The 20179-nt window shown below is 51.4% G+C and carries 22 protein-coding genes and 1 riboswitch; of the genes, 10 read left to right on the forward strand and 12 right to left on the reverse strand.

Annotated features, from left to right (window positions below; all coding sequences use genetic code 11):
• Positions 1-7 precede the first annotated feature (7 nt).
• The 8 genes from ybgF to ruvB all read right to left on the reverse strand — a co-directional run bounded on the left by ybgF (position 8) and on the right by ruvB (position 6074).
• Positions 8-805 carry a tol-pal system protein YbgF gene (gene ybgF / locus FFS57_RS01495; RefSeq protein WP_137935986.1) on the reverse strand — a complete coding sequence of 266 codons (798 nt, stop codon included), beginning with the start codon at positions 803-805 and terminating at the stop codon, positions 8-10.
• A 3-nt stretch (positions 806-808) separates the two neighbouring features.
• Entirely contained in the window at positions 809-1351 is a 543-nt protein-coding gene (gene pal, locus FFS57_RS01500) for a peptidoglycan-associated lipoprotein Pal (protein ID WP_137935987.1), read from the reverse strand.
• Between the two features lie 195 nt (positions 1352-1546).
• Entirely contained in the window at positions 1547-2839 is a 1293-nt protein-coding gene (gene tolB, locus FFS57_RS01505; protein WP_137935988.1) for a Tol-Pal system beta propeller repeat protein TolB, read from the reverse strand.
• Positions 2840-2851: 12 nt separating this feature from the next.
• Positions 2852-3625, reverse strand: a complete 774-nt coding sequence (gene tolA / locus FFS57_RS01510) for a cell envelope integrity protein TolA (protein WP_137935989.1) — start codon at positions 3623-3625, stop codon at positions 2852-2854.
• Positions 3622-4038, reverse strand: coding sequence for a protein TolR (tolR, locus tag FFS57_RS01515; RefSeq protein WP_137935990.1), 417 nt, complete (start codon positions 4036-4038; stop codon positions 3622-3624). The genes tolA and tolR overlap by 4 nt, the downstream gene beginning before the upstream one ends.
• Entirely contained in the window at positions 4035-4709 is a 675-nt protein-coding gene (gene tolQ, locus FFS57_RS01520) for a protein TolQ (protein WP_249383843.1), read from the reverse strand. Before tolQ ends, tolR begins: the two co-directional genes overlap by 4 nt.
• Positions 4710-4809: 100 nt before the next feature.
• Entirely contained in the window at positions 4810-4989 is a 180-nt protein-coding gene (locus FFS57_RS01525) for a hypothetical protein (protein WP_137935991.1), read from the reverse strand.
• 14 nt (positions 4990-5003) lie between these two features.
• Complete coding sequence (gene ruvB / locus FFS57_RS01530) at positions 5004-6074, reverse strand: Holliday junction branch migration DNA helicase RuvB (protein WP_137935992.1); 1071 nt, start codon at positions 6072-6074, stop codon at positions 5004-5006.
• Between the two features lie 137 nt (positions 6075-6211).
• Positions 6212-6368: riboswitch (FMN riboswitch) on the forward strand.
• A 105-nt stretch (positions 6369-6473) separates the two neighbouring features.
• Between ruvB and ribB the strand changes: the two genes are divergently transcribed.
• The gene (gene ribB / locus FFS57_RS01535; protein WP_137935993.1) at positions 6474-7112 is read left to right on the forward strand and encodes a 3,4-dihydroxy-2-butanone-4-phosphate synthase; all 639 of its coding nucleotides are present in this window, start codon (positions 6474-6476) and stop codon (positions 7110-7112) included.
• 76 nt (positions 7113-7188) lie between these two features.
• Here ribB and ruvA read toward each other — a convergent pair whose 3' ends face one another.
• Both ruvA and ruvC read right to left on the reverse strand, forming a co-directional pair.
• Complete coding sequence (gene ruvA, locus FFS57_RS01540; RefSeq protein ID WP_137935994.1) at positions 7189-7788, reverse strand: Holliday junction branch migration protein RuvA; 600 nt, start codon at positions 7786-7788, stop codon at positions 7189-7191.
• Between the two features lie 68 nt (positions 7789-7856).
• Positions 7857-8381, reverse strand: coding sequence for a crossover junction endodeoxyribonuclease RuvC (gene ruvC / locus FFS57_RS01545; RefSeq protein WP_137935995.1), 525 nt, complete (start codon positions 8379-8381; stop codon positions 7857-7859).
• 317 nt (positions 8382-8698) lie between these two features.
• Between ruvC and FFS57_RS01550 the strand changes: the two genes are divergently transcribed.
• The gene (locus FFS57_RS01550) at positions 8699-9307 is read left to right on the forward strand and encodes a PAS domain-containing protein (RefSeq protein ID WP_137935996.1); all 609 of its coding nucleotides are present in this window, start codon (positions 8699-8701) and stop codon (positions 9305-9307) included.
• Positions 9308-9316: 9 nt separating this feature from the next.
• On the opposite strand, the gene murU is transcribed toward FFS57_RS01550, so the two are convergent.
• Both murU and FFS57_RS01560 read right to left on the reverse strand, forming a co-directional pair.
• On the reverse strand, positions 9317-10012 hold the full coding sequence (gene murU, locus FFS57_RS01555) for an N-acetylmuramate alpha-1-phosphate uridylyltransferase MurU (RefSeq protein WP_249383844.1): 696 nt from the start codon (positions 10010-10012) through the stop codon (positions 9317-9319).
• Between the two features lie 14 nt (positions 10013-10026).
• On the reverse strand, positions 10027-11022 hold the full coding sequence (locus FFS57_RS01560; RefSeq protein ID WP_137935997.1) for an aminoglycoside phosphotransferase family protein: 996 nt from the start codon (positions 11020-11022) through the stop codon (positions 10027-10029).
• 53 nt (positions 11023-11075) lie between these two features.
• On the opposite strand from FFS57_RS01560, the gene FFS57_RS01565 reads away from it, so the two are divergent.
• The 8 genes from FFS57_RS01565 to FFS57_RS01600 all read left to right on the forward strand — a co-directional run bounded on the left by FFS57_RS01565 (position 11076) and on the right by FFS57_RS01600 (position 20146).
• Complete coding sequence (locus FFS57_RS01565) at positions 11076-13319, forward strand: LPS-assembly protein LptD (protein WP_137935998.1); 2244 nt, start codon at positions 11076-11078, stop codon at positions 13317-13319.
• A gap of 29 nt (positions 13320-13348) precedes the next feature.
• Positions 13349-14641 (forward strand): peptidylprolyl isomerase, encoded by a 1293-nt coding sequence (locus tag FFS57_RS01570; protein ID WP_137935999.1) that lies wholly within the window; start codon positions 13349-13351, stop codon positions 14639-14641.
• Entirely contained in the window at positions 14641-15627 is a 987-nt protein-coding gene (gene pdxA / locus FFS57_RS01575; protein WP_137936000.1) for a 4-hydroxythreonine-4-phosphate dehydrogenase PdxA, read from the forward strand. The genes FFS57_RS01570 and pdxA overlap by 1 nt, the downstream gene beginning before the upstream one ends.
• Positions 15628-15799: 172 nt before the next feature.
• Positions 15800-16582, forward strand: coding sequence for a 16S rRNA (adenine(1518)-N(6)/adenine(1519)-N(6))-dimethyltransferase RsmA (gene rsmA / locus FFS57_RS01580; RefSeq protein ID WP_137936001.1), 783 nt, complete (start codon positions 15800-15802; stop codon positions 16580-16582).
• Between the two features lie 204 nt (positions 16583-16786).
• Positions 16787-17686 (forward strand): glutamate/aspartate ABC transporter substrate-binding protein, encoded by a 900-nt coding sequence (locus tag FFS57_RS01585; RefSeq protein WP_137936002.1) that lies wholly within the window; start codon positions 16787-16789, stop codon positions 17684-17686.
• Between the two features lie 320 nt (positions 17687-18006).
• Entirely contained in the window at positions 18007-18744 is a 738-nt protein-coding gene (locus FFS57_RS01590) for an amino acid ABC transporter permease (protein WP_137936003.1), read from the forward strand.
• Positions 18744-19421: an ABC transporter permease subunit gene (locus tag FFS57_RS01595; RefSeq protein WP_137936004.1), complete on the forward strand. Its 678-nt coding sequence runs from the start codon at positions 18744-18746 to the stop codon at positions 19419-19421. The genes FFS57_RS01590 and FFS57_RS01595 overlap by 1 nt, the downstream gene beginning before the upstream one ends.
• Positions 19418-20146 (forward strand): amino acid ABC transporter ATP-binding protein, encoded by a 729-nt coding sequence (locus FFS57_RS01600; protein WP_137936005.1) that lies wholly within the window; start codon positions 19418-19420, stop codon positions 20144-20146. Before FFS57_RS01595 ends, FFS57_RS01600 begins: the two co-directional genes overlap by 4 nt.
• Positions 20147-20179: the final 33 nt, after the last annotated feature.

Consider the following 20179-nt stretch of genomic DNA (forward strand, 5'->3'; position numbering starts at 1 on the left):
GCTTGAATTATCGGCTATTGGCAAGCAACCGCTTGGCTTTATCTGCGGCTGTTGAAACGGGATACTTGGCAACGAGGTCGTCAAGTGTCTTTCTGGCGGCTTTCTTCTCCCCCAACTCCAGCTGATTGGCGGCAATATTAAACATCGCATCCGGTACTTTGCTTGCATCCGCCCATGCGGCAATCAACTTCTGCTGGGAGACAATCGCTCCTTTGTAATCTCGCAACGCTGACTGGGACATACCGATCCAGTATTGCGCATTCGGTGCCAGCTTACTCTCTGGGTATGCTTTCAAGTATTCACGGAAGCCAGATACAGCTCCTTGATAATTACCCATTTTGTAAAGATTGAATGCCGCGTCATAAGCTGCCTGATCTCCTTCAGCTTTGGCCACGGTAACCAGTGGCTTTTCACCACCGCTACCCGTCCCAGCGTCAGCACCGCTATTGGGCTCCAAAGCACGCAGGCGACTATCCAGATCAATATACAAATCCTTTTGTCGCTTTTGGGTTTGCTCGATGTTGTACTGCAACACCTCCAATTGCCCATTAAGTTTGTTCAGGTTATCCACTTGCGCATCCAGCTGCGAAACCAGATTGGATACCTTAAGGTTATCCACACGGGTTTCCAGTTGATTCAGACGATCACGCATTGCATGATTATCCTGACGCAATTGCTCAATCTGGGCTTTCAGATCAGCAATCATCTTGCGCGCTTCGGTGTCATCAAACAGCCCCGCTTGGCTGCTGGCAGCATAGGCCAGCAGCACTAGCGGGAACAGGCGCTTCATCAGACGCGGCATCATCGCTTACTTATCGTCAGAATAAACGACATCAGCACGGCGGTTGATGGCAAATGCCTCTTCATCATGGCCCGTTGCCTTCGGCTTTTCTTCACCGTAACTGATGGTTTCGATCTGGCCTTCGGTTACACCGAGTGTCGACATCATCTTCTTAACCGCTTCAGCACGCTTCTGGCCAAGCGCAAGGTTGTATTCACGACTACCACGCTCATCTGCATTGCCTTCGATCTTGACTTTCAGGTCACGTTTCTCAGTCAAGTATTTAGCGTGTGCTTCAACCAGCGCCTTGTGATCGTCACGTACGACATACTTGTCATAGTCAAAATAGATGCTACGTTCAGCAAGCTTATTGTTCGGGTCTTGATGCGGCGGCAGATTGGCAGTGCTCAGGCCATCACTTGGCACCGGATTGGTTTCAGGTGACTTGGTCGTGTCTTGCTGCGAGGTTCTGTCTTCAACCGGTACCTTGGGGGTAGCTTCCGGCGCGGGAGTGCTGGCGCAAGCAGCCAACAGGCTGACTACCAAAGCGCTGAGCAGTACTTTTTTCATGTTTTCTCCTAATGATATAGGTGGGAATACTTCCCGGCGGGGTAAGTTTGATCTTCCCACTTAACTGATTATGTTAACGTATCTGGTCCAAATATGATCGATTCAGGCATCAATACTGAACAATACAGAACCACCAAATGGGCTGGAGATACTTGGTATTCCGCATAAAACACAGAGTCATCTCAAGCCAGACCTTTATTGAAAAGCTGGGCTCCATGCTGGTTCACGAATATCGCCTGATTGCACACGTAAGCGCTGCTTGACCCGACCATCACTTGATGCAGCCGCAAGCACCCCCCTGCGCCCTACTTCAGTGGCATAGAGAATGATTTTACCGTTTGGCGCAAAAGATGGCGATTCATCTGCCGCAGTATCGGACACAATTGTCGTCACACCACTCGCCAAATCCATCACAGCCACCTGAAATTTGCCACTTTCCCGTTTGACGAAAGTCAGGTTCTTACCATCAGGGCTAAACCGTGGCGATACACAATAATCACAATCAAAAGTCACACGCCGGACATCACCACCAGAAGAAGACATCATATAGATTTGAGGGCTGCCACCTCGATCAGAGGTAAACACGATGCGGCTACCATCAGGCGAGAACTCCGGCTCGGTATCAATACCGGAGCTATTGGTGAGTCGAGTCAAGCCAGAACCATCTGCGTTCATTCCATAGATCTGCGACAAGCCGTCCTTGGTCAGCACCACAGCCAATCGACTTCCATCTGGCGACCAGGCTGGTGCGCTGTTGCTGCCCTTTGAGGCCGACACGACACGACGTTGCCCGGTAGCTAGCACATGCGAATAAACGATAGGTTTTTTCTGCTCGAAGGACACGTACGCCAATTTTGCACCATCTGCAGACCATGCTGGCGAGATGATTGGCTCTGAAGAAGCCAGTACGGTTTGTGCATTGAAGCCATCAGCATCAGCCACTTGAAGTTCATAACGCTTACCTTGCTTCAGGATATAGGCGATTCTGGTCGCAAACACACCTTTGTCACCTGTCAGTTTCTCGTAGATCACATCCGCAATCTTATGGCCCGCCAAACGAATCTGATTCGGTTTGACCACATGGCTTACCCCGGCCAACTGCTGTTTGCGCAATACATCCATCAAGCGCACACGAATAGTGGCGGACCCATCGCCATTATCACTCACCGACCCAATGGCAATCGCTTCCGCCCCTTTGCTCTGCCAGTCCCCATAATTGAGTTGATTGGGTTCGGTGGGCACGGGATTGACACTGGCGGCATCCACCAGCTTGAACATGCCGCTACGCGCCAGATCAGCTTGCACAATGGCTGTTACCGATTCCTTGAGGACGCCTTCTTTACCCAAGGGCGCAATAGCCACCGGGATCTGCTTAGCGCCACCGCCAATAATCTCGATGGTCAAGGCCGCATTTGCGTATTGACATGCCAAACCGCAAGCCAGTGCGGCCATGGCGAATAGTTTTTTGCTGATCATGAAACGACTCATTACTCCATCCAATCAATCGTTGGGCCTGAACACCAAACGCAACACTCGAAAATCCTGGAAACGCATGCCATCCGGCAATGGCGGCAATGGGCTGGATTTCAAAATGGCACGCTCAATCGAATCATCGTAGGCGGTGCTGCCACTGGACTTGCGCTTGACAACATTAAGCACTTCCATCGTCGGCAACAACGTCACTTCAAACACGGCTTCTGGGTTGTCGCGCACATCATCGGGCACATTCACGAAGCGCTTGATCCGCGATTGCACTTGCGAAATATAGTCTCCAACTGCCTTCTGTTTAGCTGTATCAGCAGCAGCCTTGAGCTTGGCCTCATTTTGTGCAGCCGCCCTGGCCAAGGCATCCTGCGCTGTTTTAAGCTCATGCTTGATCTTCTCATCTGGCGGCACTGGCTTAAGCTCAGGCTTTTTCTCAACCGGCTTGGATTCCGGTTTCGGCTCTGGTTTCTTCTCTATCTTTTCCGGCTCACGCTTTTCAGGCACCTTCTTGGGTTCCTTGATAGCAATGTCCGGTTTGGCAATGTGATCCGACACCTCCGGGTCCGGTTCAGGCACCGGACGTTTCACCACCTTCTTTGGCGGAGTAGGCTGCTCAACCGGGCGTGTGGTTGGCTTGGGCATGCCCGCCCACAATTCGACCGATACCGGTTGTTTGCGTTCATTCTGCCACTGCAGGCCAAATACCAGTAGACAGAAAAAAACCACATGAACGCCGACAGACAATGCGAGCGATAGCCCCCGTTTGTCTTCATGTTGCGACTGCGTCATTTGCTCTCCGGCCGCACCAGCAGCCCAACACGGCTGATCTGCTCACGTTGCAGGCGATCCATTACACGCATCACCGCATCGTATTTCACATTCTTGTCTGCTGAAATCACAACCGGACGATCGGCTTTGTTTGCTACCGCGGTCTTGACCTGCGACACCAGTTCATCCAGCGACAAATGCTGGGTATTGCGTTTACTTTCCGTGTCTCGCAAGGTCAGTTCGCCTTTGGCATCGATCTGCACTTCCAGAGGCGAAGCAGGTGGCGTCTCGGCTTTGCCGATACTGGGCAAGTCGACAGTACCGGATTGCATCATCGGTGCAGCCACCATAAAGATGACCAACAGTACCAACATCACGTCGATGTAAGGTACGACGTTCATCTGCGCCATCGCGCGGCGACGGCGTCGACTCATCGGTGTGCTCCCTGCCGCTGCAGGATGTTGGAAAATTCCTCGATGAAGCTTTCGAAACGCACCGCCAAACGATCAATATCAGCAGCAAAGCGGTTATAGGCAATCACAGCCGGGATAGCTGCAAACAAACCAATAGCAGTTGCAATCAACGCCTCTGCAATGCCTGGTGCCACATGTGCCAATGTTGCCTGGCCTACGCTACCAAGCGCCCGAAATGAGTTCATGATGCCCCAAACAGTGCCAAACAGACCAACATAGGGGCTGACCGAACCCACTGTCGCGAGAAATGACAAATGGCCATCCAGTTGATCAAGCTCCCGTTGAGAGGAAGCCTTCATTGCCCGACGAGTACTGTCCATGACGTCAGCCAGTTCTGCACCGGGGGTTTTGCGCTGCTTCATGAATTCTGTAAAGCCGGCTTCGAAAATTCGCTCTAGCGCCAAGCTTCGCCCCTGTACATCGGTATAAAGACGGTTCAAATCCGCCCCACTCCAAAAACGCTGTTCGAAATCAAGCGTGCGAGAGACCGCGTGGCGCACAGCAAATAGTTTGCTGAAGATCATCGCCCACGATGCCATCGACGCCAATGCCAAGCCCAGCATCACCAACTGCACCACAATACTGGCATTTGCAATCAAGCCTAGCATCGAGAGATCGTGACTGGTTTCCACAATTTCCTTTCAACAAATCGATGATACGAAAACAGAGAATGATAACGTATTACAGAGAAAGTTCGCGATTTCGCCGACGTTCCGGATAAAAACCAGCGGCTTAAAGCACCTTGAACAGCAGAATAGGTAACAGTACCAATGCAGCCACTAATTTGATCAAGTGCCACACCAACACCGGATCAAGCGGTACCAGCGGTGGCGCCGGCTCGACAACAGGGCTGTCAACCACAGATGGCGCGACTTCTTCGTCATCCGTTGTATTGATCTTCGGCTCAGCCATGAATCATCACGGGGTCAGCTGCCATTCCACAAATCGCCGTTGACCGGCTGCGTTTGTGGCGCTTGCAAACCAAAATGTTGATAAGTGGACATAGTTGCCATTCGGCCACGCGGCGTACGCTGTAACAGACCTTGCTGAATGAGGTAGGGTTCCAGCACATCTTCGATCGTATCGGTACTTTCGCCAATCGCTGCGCCTACATTGTCCAAACCTACCGGACCGCCACCAAATTTGTGAAGAATGGCGGACAACAGCTTGCGATCCATCAAATCCAACCCGGCATGGTCGACATCCAGCATGAACAAGGCTGCATCGGCCACCTCCAGTGTGACATGACCATCAGCTTTAACCTCAGCAAAGTCACGCACCCGCCGCAACAAACGATTAGCAATACGAGGGGTGCCACGTGAACGACGAGCAATCTCGAAAGCACCATCCTCAGACATTTGCACATTCAGTAAACTGGCCGAACGCCTGACAATCTTGGTCAGTTCTTCCGGCGTGTAAAACTCAAGTCTGGCTACAATACCAAAGCGATCACGCAATGGATTGGTCAACATGCCCGCCCGAGTCGTCGCACCCACCAAGGTGAAGGGCGGTAGATCCAGTTTGACTGACCGGGCTGCCGGGCCTTCACCAATCATGATATCGAGCTGAAAGTCTTCCAGAGCCGGGTAAAGAATTTCCTCGACAACGGGGCTCAATCTGTGAATTTCATCAATGAACAACACATCATGCGGCTCAAGATTGGTCAGCAAAGCAGCCAGATCGCCAGCCCGCTCCAACACCGGACCAGAAGTCTGTCGCAAATTGACACCCAGCTCCCGCGCCACAATATGGGCTAATGTGGTCTTACCCAGACCTGGTGGGCCAAACAACAAGACATGATCCAATGCCTCGCCACGCATCTTGGCGGCCTGAATGAAGATAGAGAGTTGCCCGCGCGCCTTCTCCTGTCCCACATATTCGTCCAACAACTTGGGGCGTAATGCACGCTCCAATGCTTCTTCTTGGGCAGAAAGCTTATGTGAGGTGACGATCCGGTCTTCAGAGGGAGCTGCCTTGAGATTGTCAGTCTGGATCATGGTGGAGTCTGATTACATGCATTTGATAAGACATTGTAACCCGGATAACAGCAAACTTAGCCCTGCTGCACACAGGGTTGAACCATCCCCATGATATGGATATAGTCCGCCTGCCGGCATACTGCCGGTAACATTCAGTGCGTCTTCAGGGCGGGGTGCGATTCCCCACCGGCGGTATGGTTGAAAAACTGAGCCCGCGAGCGCTTGATGCGTATGAATCGATGTACGATCAAGGTCAGCAGATCCGGTGAGAGGCCGGAGCCGACGGTATAGTCCGGATGAAAGAAGATGCAAAGTGCCGCCGTTGCCTAGCTTTGGCTGTTGCCTAAAGTACGGCCACGTGTTGACGCTTCCGCCCTGAAACGCTTATTGCCGACATCCAGCAAGGAGCGTTTCACCATGAACTTCAATCCCGATGATTTCCAAGTGCGTGTTACAGCAGCATTGGATGCCATGCGCATTGGCAAACCTGTGTTGCTGATGGATGACCTCGATCGCGAAAACGAAGCTGATCTGATCATAGCGGCAGAACGCATCACTATATCCACCATGGCAATGCTGATTCGCGATTGCAGCGGCATTGTCTGTCTGTGCCTGACAGACGAGAAACTCAAGCAATTAAACTTGCCGCCAATGGTCAGCCACAACCAAAGTCGACATGGTACAGCTTTCACCATAACCATTGAGGCACGTCACGGCATCAGTACGGGCGTATCTGCGGCAGACCGGGTCACGACCGTTCAAGCGGCGATTGCAGCAGACACCAAAGCGGATGATCTGGTCAGCCCTGGCCACATGTTCCCGTTACGCGCAGCACCCGGTGGAGTGCTTTCAAGGCGGGGACATACTGAAGGATCCGTCGATCTGGCCTTGTTGGCGGGATTACAGCCTGCCACTGTCTTGTGCGAATTGATGAATCCAGATGGCACGATGGCACAGGGTCAGGCTATATGGGATTACGCTGCACTGCATGCACTGCCGATTCTATCGATAGAAGATATTGTCCGCTTTCGCCAAGCCAGTTGCCTGGCGGCATAACACCCACTGAAAACAGGCTTGAAGCAGATCACCACTCATCGGCTATATGACTCTCCGGTGAGTTGTGAGCTATGGCCTAAACTTTGGCCAAGCTTTTCAATGCAAGGCGAATGCCATCCGATACACCAACATCGTTTGGCAGTAACTTGATGGCAGCAGCAGCTTCGCGTTCGTTGTATCCCAACGCCAGCAATGCATTGATAATGTCGCTGCGTTCAGATGCCACCGACAGCAACGGCAAGCCACCACTCGGTGTCGGTGCACTACCACCATCAAAACTCAGCTTGCCACGCAGCTCCAACACCAACCGCTCGGCTGTTTTTTTCCCTATACCAGGGATTTTTGATAGCCTTGCCACATCCTCACCTGCGATCGCAATGGCAAGCTCATCAGCGCTCATACCGGAAAGAATGGCCAGGGCAATCTTGGGGCCAATACCGGATATCTTCAGCACCTGCCTGAAGGTCTCACGTTCACCTTTGGTAGCAAAACCATATAACAGATGAGCGTCTTCCCTGATCACGTGGTGAGTAAACAGGGTGACCTTTTCGTTCAAATGCGGCAGAACATAAAACGTGCTCATCGGAACATCAACCTCGTAACCTACTCCGTTTACATCGACCACAATTTGCGGTGGCTGCTTTTCAGCCAACACACCATTCAATCTTCCAATCATGTTTTCTTTCCGTCATTGCTCGGATAACGCCCAATTAAGATAATCAAGCATGATGAATCATACAGAGATCAGGCCAAACGCCCGCGCTTGACTCGATAACCCTGACTGGCCAGACCTTTGGCCAACGAACCATTGTGGTTGGCATGACACAACGCACAGGCCAAGGCATCCGCCGCATCCGCCTGTGGATAGCCTTCCAGTTTCAACAATCGTTTTACCATTTCCTGCACCTGCTCCTTGGCAGCCTTGCCATGACCAACCACGGCCTGCTTGACTTGCAACGCGGTATATTCTGCCACCGGCAGATCACGCATCACTGCCGCAGAAATCGCCGCACCCCGCGCCTGCCCCAAAAGAAGAGTTGATTGTGGATTGACATTGACGAAGACCTGTTCAATTACCACCTGATCAGGTTGATACTCCGTAATAATTGCAAACAAACCATCAATAATGCATTTCAGCCGGGCAGGTAATAAGTCATCCCCTAGGGTGCGAACGCATCCACTGGCAACGTAGTAGCGAGCCTGCCCTTTCACATCGATCACGCCGAAACCTGTCACCCGCAAGCCAGGGTCAATACCTAATATCCGCATAAAGAGGGTTGAGCTCGTATAAAAATGCTATGTTTATGAAAGAGCAAGCTTTATTCCATATTTCAAGCAGCACGACTACACAAACTATTGTATAAAACCCCATTGTGGCAATGTTTCATCAGTTTGAATGTAGCGTACTTACCGACTTTCGACAGCTTGCCATACCCGACGACCGACACAATCAGCCGTTGGCCCTATTGGCGTGGAGCCATGTTGTGTCACCCACAGCGTGCATCCTTTGCCCCTGAAAGCATAACGTGCGGCCTGCAAGTCACTTACTCACCAACCATGACCCAACATTGCAGCACGCATTTGCAATGATGACGGTCGCTGCGTTACTGGACGATGTCGACATATTGATATTCGCCACCGACTTGGACGGGCGTATACTGTTTCTCAACCAAACCGCTGCCAGAACACTAGGAATAGCCCAAACATCAGGTGCTGAGCTGATTTGTGCCGAGCTGATGCCCGCCTGGTCACATATTCTGCTAATGAAGACAGCCATCCCCCACGCCAATACAGAGCGAATTTGGCGTGGGGAACTGGCCTTACTGTCCAGTAATGGTGGTGAAATCCCGGTGCGTTTACAGCTATTGGCACACCAGCCATCACCAGACAGCCCCATCATTCATCTATTTTATGCGCAGAACCTAACTGGCGAACGTCGCCGAGAACATGCACTGACAAGGGCCAAACACGATGCCGAAAACAGCAATCACGTACGTGGGCAATTTCTGAGCAATATTGCGTCACAGCTGCGCAACCCGATTGACTTGTTGCACGATGACTTAACGCAGCTTTGCCAAGCAGACGAACTAGATGTGGCACATCGCGTGTTGTTGCAACAATCACTCAATCAAATCCGGAAAATTCAACGCTTCATAGACGACGTGCTTGCCTACATCGATCTCGAAAAAATATAGTGATTGCGCCTATCGCGCCATGACTGCCAGCTCATTGGCTTCCGCCAAACGTGCTGGCGTCCCGACATCCAACCAGTGTCCATTAAATCTTTCCCCACTCACCCTACCTGACTCAATGGCAGGGCGAAGCAACTCAACCAGTTTCATTTTGGCACCATGGGGTACCGTTGCGAAAAATGCAGGGTGGAAGCAGGCAATTCCAGAGTAGGTCAGTCGCTCACCACCTTGTAATTGGAGCAGACCGCCCATCAAGCCAAAATCCCCGGCAGGATGATGAGGTGCATTCGGCACCATCACCAAATGCGCCCGACCAGAGACACCAGATGCAAGCCCTTGCAAAACCGGAATCAAGATTGCAAAGTCAAACACGCAAAAAACATCGGCACTGACCACAATAAACGGTGCGTCATCCAGCAAAGGCAAGGCTTGGGCAATACCGCCCGCCGTTTCCAGCGCTTCATGTTCGGCCGAATAACGGATGCCCACCCCAAATTGCTCGCCTGCCCTCAAGACCTGCTCAATTTGATTACCTAGGTGAGCATGATTAATAACCATTTCGGTCACGCCCGCCCTGGCAAGGCGCTCGATATGCCACTGGATCAAGGGCTTTCCACCGACCATCAACAGTGGTTTGGGGGTGTGGTCAGTCAACGGCCGCATCCGCTCACCACGGCCAGCCGCCAAAATCATTGCACGATAAGTCATCAAGTGTGTCTTTATCAGAAGGTATAGCCCACCTGCGGTTGACGGCCTTCAATCTCATCCATCAACTTCAGCAAAGGTTTGAGTTGGATATAGCGAGTAGCATTCTTTCTCAGGTAATCCCAAACCCGAGGCAAATCGATGAGGTAACCTGTTTTGCCATCCCGATGTGCCAATCTCGCGAAAATGCCAACCACCTTGAGTTGGCGCTGTACACCGACCATTTCGAAGTCCTTATAAAACTCGGTCACATCCGGCGGTACCGGCAAACCCACTTTACGTGCCCGTTCCCAATATCGAATTACCAGATCCAGCACTTGCTCTTCTTCCCATTCCAGATAGGCATCTTTCAACAAGGACATCAAATCGTAAGCCAATGGGCCATACAGTGCACCCTGAAAATCAATGATGCCTGGGTTGGGTTTGCATACCATCAGGTTACGGGAATGAAAATCACGATGCACAAACACTTTGGGCTGGGCCAGTACGCTTTTAAGTACGACCTGTTTCGTGTTATCAAACCAACCTTGCTGCTCTGTAGAAAGAGTCAACTTTGCCTCATGTGGCAAGTACCATTCCTGAAAGATATCGATCTCGCGTGCCAGAAAAGCCTCATCGTAATCTGGTAGCACACCTGGGCGGCTGGCGAGCTGGATGTTGATCATTGCATCAATCGCATCCAGGTACAGATTGCGCATGGTGTCAGCATTCAACACATCCTGATACATCGTTGTGCCAAAATCCTCCAACAACAGAAACCCCTGTGCCAGATCCTGCGCATAGATCATTGGCACATGCACGCCAGCATTGGCGAATACCTCGCGAATCTGGATAAACGGGCGGCAATCCTCTTTTGCCGGGGGAGCATCCATGATAATTCGGGTACTGCCGTCATCCAGCGTGGTGCGGAAATAACGCCTCTGGCTGGCATCTTCCGACGCTGGAACCAGGTTCAGGGATTGGCCGGGGAACAAATCCGCCAGCCAGGACTCAATTTGCTGCTTTCGTTGCATGTTAAAGACTCGACGCGCTTTTAAGATAGAATGCCTAATTTTACATCGTCCACGTGCGCAACCGTACTATGCGGCCGTTCCACCTGACTCCTATTGCACTGCTCCTGCTGGCATCCACCTCCCATGCGGAAGGCCCAACAGCCCCGTTGAAGCTGGATTCCAATCTCATCCTCAATCCGCCCCGCGGGGAGCCGGTTGGCGCCTGGCACCTGTCGGCAGACAAGATTGAGGGTAGTCCTCAAACCCAGCTTAACGCCAGTGGCAATGTGCAATTACGCCGCCGAGGAGCGTTGATCGCCGCTGATACCATGTGTTATCGCAGCAATCCAGAACAGATCGAAGCCGAAGGCAATGCCCGTGCCGAACAGTATGGGGACATTGTATGGGGTGATCAAATGCTGCTGCGACAGGATAACTCAACCGGTTTTGTAAACAATGCCCGTTATCAGATGGGACTTGGTGCACGCGGCACTGCTCGCAAAATGGTGATGGAAGGCGAGAAACAATACAGTTTCGAGACTGGTAGCTTCACCACCTGCCAACCCGACAACGACGATTGGGTATTCCGCAGTGACAAACTGACACTGGATTACAACCGCAACGTAGGTGAAGCCCATCACACCACCTTGCATTTCCTTGGCGTACCAGTCCTGTATTGGCCCTGGATGGATTTTTCATTGAATGGTCAACGTAAAACGGGCTTTCTTCCCCCGATACAAGGCTCATCCAACAAGGGTGGTTTTGAAATCACGCTACCGTTTTACTGGAATATTGCACCCAACTACGATGCAGAGATTGCACCACGTATCATCAGCCGACGCGGTTTGGCGCTGAATACCGAGTTTCGTTATCTGCAGCCCTCGTTCACCGGCACCTTGAAGTCAGAGGTACTGAACAGTGACCGACTCACCAATACCCGCCGGTCTTATGTTTCGTTCCAACATCAGCACAAGCTGCTGGATAACCTGCATGCCAATTTGAATTTGCAGCGTGCTTCTGACGATGAATATTTCATCGACCTCAGCAACAAGGTCAGCTCAACTTCACAAGGTATTCTGCCTCGAGAAGGCTCGCTGACGTATACGAATTCGGGGTGGGTCGCACAGACCAGAGTGCAACGCTACCAGACGCTCAAAGACGAACAGCTCAATCTGGTATCAGCCCCTTATGCACGCGTACCTCAAGTCCAGTTAACCAGACAGGGCTATGATGGCTTCGGGACCAATTACAACTTCATGGGTGAATATACCCATTTCTCCCATCCGACCCAGGTTTCCGGCAAACGTCTGGTGATCAATCCATCGATCTCCACCACGCTGAATACCACTTATGCCTACATCACACCGAAGCTTGGGCTGCATTACACCCAATACAACATTGACCGGTTTGATCAGACCCCTGGCTATCGGTACAAACGGACACTACCCATTTTCAGCACCGATGCAGGCATCGTGCTGGAGCGCGACGATTCATGGTTCGGTAACGAATTCGTGCAAACATTGGAGCCACGTATCTTCTACGTACGCACACCTTACCGTGAACAAAACCAATTGCCACTTTTTGACAGCGCTCTGCGTGACTTCAACTATGCATCGATGTTCAGCGAAAACCAGTTTGCGGGCCAGGACCGCATCAATGATGCAAATCAGATCACTGCGGCAGTCACGACACGCTTTCTGGAAACCTCAACGGGCCGAGAACGGTTGAGGTTTGGAGTGGGGCAGCGCTTTTACCGAAGCCCACAACGAGTCACCTTGACGCCACAGGCCGAAGACCCGTCCGGACGCTCTCGCAATTCATCTGACATCATCACTTTCGGCGGCGGTCAGCTGACTAATAGCTTGGATGTGGATGCCACTTGGCAATACAACTCCAGTATTCACAAAACACAGCGTATTGATTACAACTTCCGATACCAACCGGCAATTGGCAAAGCCATCAATCTTGGCTATCGCATGAACCGTGACTTGCTGAGGCAAGTTGATTTCTCTACCCAGTGGCCTATTAGCAGCCGCTGGTCTGGCGTAGGCCGGGTTGCCTATTCGTTGAAGGATCGGAAGAATCTAGAGAGCTTGGCAGGTATTGAATACAATGCCGGCTGCTGGGTATTACGCTTGGTTGGCCAGCGCTTTGTGGCCAGCACCAATCAGGTCAACAGCAATATTTTCCTACAGATTGAATTGTCCGACGTTGCGCGAATCGGCACCAACCCGCTGGAATTGCTAGCGCGGACGATTCCTGGTTATTCAAAATTGACGGCATCACCGCAGCCTCTACAAAGCGATGCCTACAAATAAGCCCTGTTCACAATGAAAGTATATCCCCGATGAAGTTGCATCTAATCCGTGCCGGCCTGCTGGCCGCCCTGATTTCCGCCGCAACCGCCCAGGCTGCGCCGATTGCCGTTGATCGTGTCGTCGCAGTGGTGAACAAGCAGGCGATTACTTATAACGAGCTGAAGGAACGGGTGAAAACGGTCACTCGGCAGATGAATGTTCAGAAAATCCCGCTCCCCAAGACAGAAGTACTGGAATCGCAAGTACTGGAACGGATGGTTAGTGAACAGGTATTGCTGCAATTGGCATTCGATACCGGTATTCGAGTGGACGATACTCAACTTGACCGAACTGTAGAGCGAATCGCACAACAGAATAATATGTCCCTGCCGTCTTTCCGTGCAGCGCTGAAAAAAGATGGGATCGACTTCAAGCAATTTCGTGAAGAGATCCGCAGTGAAATCATTATCAGCCGCCTACGCGATCGGGAGGTGGACAACCGAGTGGTCGTGACCGATGCAGAAATCGACGGCCAAATGAAGCAGCAAGAGAGCCAAGGGGAAGGCGGCCAGGAATATCAGCTGTCACATATTCTGGTATCGATCCCGGAAAACGCCACACCAGAACAGATCGCCAAACTGCGTGAAAAAACAGAGAAAGCCGCCGCCGAAATCCAGAAGGGCACCAACTTCTCGCAAGTAGCGGCCAGCTATTCCGATGCACCGGATGCACTGGAGGGGGGATCGTTGGGTTGGCGCCCAGTAGGGCGTCTACCAAGCCTGTTTGTCGAGCAAATCGAAAAAATGAAGGCTGATCAAGTCAGTGGCGTACTAAAGAGTGCCAAGGGCTTCCATATCATCAAACTGCAAGACAAGCGCATCAAGAGCGAACAAATGGTGGTTGAGCAGACCCACGCACGCCATATTCTGATTCGTACCAATGAGGCGGTTTCCGAGCAGGAAGCCAAGCAATCCATCGACAATATTGCGGCACGCATCAAAGGTGGTGGGAAATTTGAGGAAATTGCCCGTCAACAATCCGAGGACGGCAGCGCACCCAAAGGTGGTGACCTTGGTTGGCTCAGCCCAGGTGATACCGTACCTGAATTCGAAGAAGCCATGAACAAGCTCAGCCCCGGGCAAATGAGTGAACCGATACGTACCGCTTTTGGTTGGCATTTGATTAAGGTGATTGAGCGTCGCAATCAGGATGTCAGCACAGACCGGCTACGTAGTTCTATCCGCCAAGCGATCCGTGCCCGCAAGTCGGATGAAAGCTTTGTTGACTGGGTGCGCCAACAACGTGACCGGGCTTATGTCGAATTGAAGCTGGAAGATCGTTGATGGCAGTTGCCCCACTTGTTCTGACCAGCGGTGAGCCCGCTGGTATTGGTCCTGATCTGGTATTGATGTTGGCACAGTCAGCGCAGATTTGGCCTATGGTTGTCCTGGCAGACCAAGACCTGTTGGCAGCCCGCGCAGAACAGCTTGGCATGCAGATTACACTAAGATCTGCGGACTCAGGCCCAGCCCAAGTTGGCGGTGGTGTATTGTCAGTACACCATGTGCCACTGCAGGCAAGTTGCCAAGCAGGTAAATTGAACCCAGCTAATGCTGGTTACGTTCTGGCACTGCTTGAAGCTGCTGTCATTGGTTGCCAGACAGGTCGATATGCTGCCATGGTGACGGCCCCTATTCACAAAGGCGTCATCAATGAAGCGGGTATCCCGTTCACCGGCCATACCGAATGGCTAGCCGAACGTACAGCTACTTCAAAAGTGGTCATGATGTTGGCTGGCGAGGCGATGCGGGTTGCGCTTGCTACCACTCATCTGCCATTGAAAGACGTCTCAGCCTCGCTGACAATCGAGAGTCTGCGGCAGACATTACGGATTCTGTACCACGACCTGCAGAACAAATTCGGTTTTGACAATCCACGTATTCTGGTGGCTGGACTCAATCCTCACGCTGGTGAGGGAGGTCATATGGGACGGGAAGAAATCGATGTCATCATTCCTGTCTTGAATCAGCTACGTGCAGAAGGTATGCAACTGATTGGTCCATTACCAGCCGACACCCTGTTCAATCGTCCAGTCTTGTCGCAAGGTGACGCCGTATTGGCGATGTACCATGATCAAGGATTGCCAGTGCTGAAATATGCCACCTTTGGTGAAGGCATCAACATCACCCTCGGCCTACCGATCATTCGAACTTCGGTTGACCATGGTACCGCACTGGATCTGGCCGGAACTGGCCGAGCAGACGATGGTAGCTTGCGTGCGGCCGTCAATCTGGCACAGATACTGGCTAATCGCACAGCAACGCACTGACCGCGACAACGGCTACAACAAAAGCGCCTTCACACACTACAATGCAATGGCTTATTCAAAGCATCGCACTTGGCCTACAAATTGGCCAGATCGATGTTGCGCATCTTTGTATTCAGTCTTACTGACGCGCGACAGCGCGTCTGCTTTTCAACACGCTTCGTGGTAACCCATTATGAGTCAACATATTCCGCGCAAGCGCTTTGGCCAGAACTTTCTGGAAGATCAAGGCGTCATTGGCGACATCATTTATGCCATCAATCCTCGCCAGGATGACGTCATTGTCGAAATTGGTCCAGGGCTTGGCGCCCTCACCCAACCATTGCTCGCTCACCTCAAGCACCTGCACTGTGTAGAAATTGATCGTGACATCATTGCGCGATTGGAAAAGCGATATTCAGCGGATCGACTAACCATCCATGGCATCGATGCCCTAAAGTTTGACTTTTGCACTTTAGGCGACAAACTTCGTATAGTCGGCAATTTGCCCTATAACATTTCATCACCACTGTTGTTTCATCTTGCTGAATACAACAGCCGCATTGTCGACATGCATTTCATGTTGCAAAAAGAAGTGGTCGATCGTATGGTTGCAGAGCCGTCTACAGCGGATTACGGCCGACTGTCTGTCATGTTGCAATATCGGTTCTACATGGAAAAAGTACTGGATGTACCGCCGGAAGCATTCAATCCACCACCCAAGGTAGATTCAGCAGTTGTTCGCATGATCCCGCTGCCTAAGCCCACTTTGGCTTGCCAGCACATTGGTCAGTTGGAACAACTTGTCACACAAGCCTTCTCACAACGCCGCAAAACTTTGCGCAATAATTTGAAAGAGTGGCTGGATATCACGGATTTTGAACAGTTGGGAATCAACCCGGGTCTGCGCCCTGAAAACCTGTCGGTAGAGGACTTTGTCAGGATGACCAATTACTTGTCATCTCGGCTTGAAAAGTAGCTTGTACGCGGGATAGCAGGATGTTGGCACCCGTAACGCAAGATGACATACAAGCACAAATGCACCATACAGGAAATTAGCAATTGTACTTAAACGTCGGTCGGTTACGATGCGGCAAAAAGAAGCCATATCGGCATTTGCAGATACAAAACTGTAACATCCAGGCTCATCAGGGCCGAGCTTCATAATTCAAGGAGACATTTTATGCGCGTCAGCAAGACCATTCTGGCCATGTTGGTTACTGGTATTGCCGCATCAGGAGCAGTACACGCTGCGGAACTGACCGGCACCCTGAAAAAAATCAAGGATAGCGGGTCCATCACCATCGGCCACCGCGAATCGTCGATTCCTTTTTCCTACATGGACGACAAACAGAAAGTGGTTGGCTACTCGCATGAAATTGCGATGGCCGTTGTTAATGAAGTGAAAAAACAACTCAGCACCCCTGGGCTGATTGTTAAACTCAACTCCGTCACCTCGCAGACACGCATTCCGCTGGTACAGAATGGCACAGTGGACCTGGAGTGCGGTTCTACCACCAACAACACCGAGCGCCAGAAGCAAGTCGCCTTTTCCAACTCGATTTTCGTCATTGGCACTCGCCTGATGACCAAAAAAGATTCTGGTGTCAAAGATTTTCCAGATCTGTCTGGCAAGAATGTCGTGACTACTGCTGGCACCACCTCTGAACGGATCATTCGTAAAATGAATGCCGAAAAGAGTATGGGTATGAACATCATCAGCGCCAAAGACCATGGCGAATCATTCCTGATGCTGGAAACCGGCCGCGCTGTAGCCTTCATGATGGATGATGCACTGCTGTACGGTGAAATGGCCAAAGCAAAGAATGCGAAAGACTGGGTCGTGACCGGTAAACCTCAATCTTTTGAAGCTTATGGCTGCATGATGCGCAAGGATGACCCTCAATTCAAGAAAGTGGTCGATGACACCATTGCGGGTTTGATGAAGAGCGGCAAGGTCAATGAAATCTATAAACGCTGGTTCCAAAGCCCGATTCCGCCCAAGGGTCTAAACCTCAATTTTCCATTGAGCGACGATATGCAAGCATTGATCAAGAATCCGAACGACAAGGCATTCGAGTAATCCACACCATGAACTGACTTGGTAAGCACCCGAGCAATCGGGTGCTAGATTGGCAGATCTATGCCTCTGCCAACTACCTCTTCTGCGTCCCAAAAGGACCAACAGTTCGTAACGGATTGCCTAATATCAAATACAACAGATAGCTGGGTGGCATCCAAAACCCACCCATTGCACGAGAGCTGTTCACCACACAACGCGTATCACCCGCAATGCAGGCTTACCAACCATCGTCATTGATGGCAATGGGCTAGCCGCGTCTGCCATCGGGGGATGGCGTGATGTGATTTTTGCTTTGTCGTGTTCCACTCTGGAGATGCAGCATGTCTTACCAATGGAACTGGGGAGTCTTCTTCCAGACCACACCGGATGGTACGGATACCTATCTCGGCTGGCTCATTACCGGTATGAAATGGACATTATCCGTTTCGCTTTCCGCCTGGGTAATTGCGTTGGTAGTCGGATCCGTACTGGGCGTTCTGCGCACAGTCCCCAATCGCTGGCTGTCCGGCTTTGCCACCGCTTATGTCGAACTATTCCGGAATATCCCGTTACTGGTTCAATTGTTCATCTGGTTCTATGTTGTTCCCGAACTGCTACCAGAAAGTATCAAGATGGCGATCTTCTCGCTGTCGCCAGTCACATCGCAGTTCATTTTCGGCTTTGTTGGCCTAGGTATGTTTACCGCTGCACGGGTCTGTGAACAAGTCCGGTCTGGGATCCAGTCCCTGCCGGTGGGCCAGAAAAATGCTGGGTTGGCCATGGGGTTCACCCTGGCTCAAACCTATCGCCATGTATTGCTACCCATGGCATTTCGCATCGTCATTCCACCGATGACGTCCGAGTTCATGAACATTTTCAAGAACTCCGCTGTTGTATCTGTAATTGGCATGCTGGAACTAACCGGCCAAGCTCGTCAGTTACTGGAATATACCGCTCACGCCTATGAATCCTTTACTGCCGCCACGCTAGGTTACTTCCTGATCAATGTGATTGTGATGTACTCCATGCGCTGGCTAGAAAACCGCACCCGTGTACCGGGCTACATGGGAGGTAAATAATGGCCTACGAATTTGACTGGAGTTCCATACCTGGCGCGGTACCGGCGCTACTCGACGGAGCCAAGATCACCTTTGAAGTATTACTGACTGCCTTGACGGTTGCCATCCCGTTTGGTGCGTTGCTGGCTGTCATGCGCTTATCGTCCAGTAAGCCCCTCTCATGGTTTGCGGCAGCGTATACCAATACCTTCCGATCAATTCCATTGCTGATGGTGATCTTGTGGTTCTACCTGATTGTGCCACAACTGCTGCGCTCAGTATTAGGAGGTGACATCGAGAATATTGGCTTGGTATCAGCCATGACCGCCTTCGCCTTGTTTGAATCAGCCTACTATGCGGAAATTTTCCGTGCTGGTATCCAAAGTGTGCCCAAAGGCCAGATGGGGGCTGCCACAGCGTTGGGAATGACCAATAGCCAAGCCATGATCCTGATCATCCTGCCACAGGCATTTCGCAATATGACGCCATTGCTACTGACACAGGCAATCGTATTGTTTCAGGACACCTCGCTGGTCTATATCATCGGCGTAATGGATTTCCTGAAAGCGGCGTATTCCGTAGGTGAACGCGATGGCCGGATCGTTGAAATGCTGATCTTTGCCGGTGCCATGTATTTCATTGTCAGCTTTGCCATGTCGCACGCTGTCAAACAGCTTCAAAAGAGGATGGGTAAATGATTTCTATCAAGAACGTCAGCAAGTGGTACGGCCAGTTCCAGGTGCTCACCGACTGCTCGACTGAGGTCAAGAAAGGTGAAGTGGTTGTGGTCTGCGGCCCGTCCGGCTCGGGTAAGTCCACGTTGATCAAGTGTGTGAATGCATTGGAGCCATTTCAAAAAGGCGAGATCATTGTCGACAATATTTCGGTTGGTTCACCCAAAACAGATCTCCCCAAGTTACGCTCACGGGTGGGAATGGTCTTCCAGCATTTTGAACTGTTCCCGCACCTATCAATCACGGAAAACCTGACGATTGCCCAAGTCAAAGTCTTGAAACGCAATCCTGATGAAGCTCGTGATAAGGGGTTGAAGTTACTCGACCGCGTTGGCTTGAAAGCGCATGCTGAGAAATTCCCTGGCCAATTGTCTGGTGGACAACAACAGCGTGTCGCCATTGCCCGTGCCCTGGCAATGGACCCAATTGCCATGCTGTTTGACGAACCGACTTCAGCATTGGACCCGGAAATGATCAACGAAGTCCTGGATGTGATGACCGAACTGGCCCACGAAGGCATGACCATGATGTGCGTAACGCACGAAATGGGTTTTGCCAAACGTGTCGCCAACCGGGTCATCTTCATGGATCGCGGTCAGATTATTGAGGATTGTACGAAGGACGAGTTCTTCGGTACCCAGCGCTCAGAACGTGCGCAGCAGTTCCTGTCCAAAATTCTGCAACATTGATCTGAAATTCTTTGGGAAATATTGATAAACCGG

Origin of the sequence: Chitinivorax sp. B, assembly GCF_005503445.1 — a bacterium.
Lineage (GTDB): Bacteria > Pseudomonadota > Gammaproteobacteria > Burkholderiales > SCOH01 > Chitinivorax.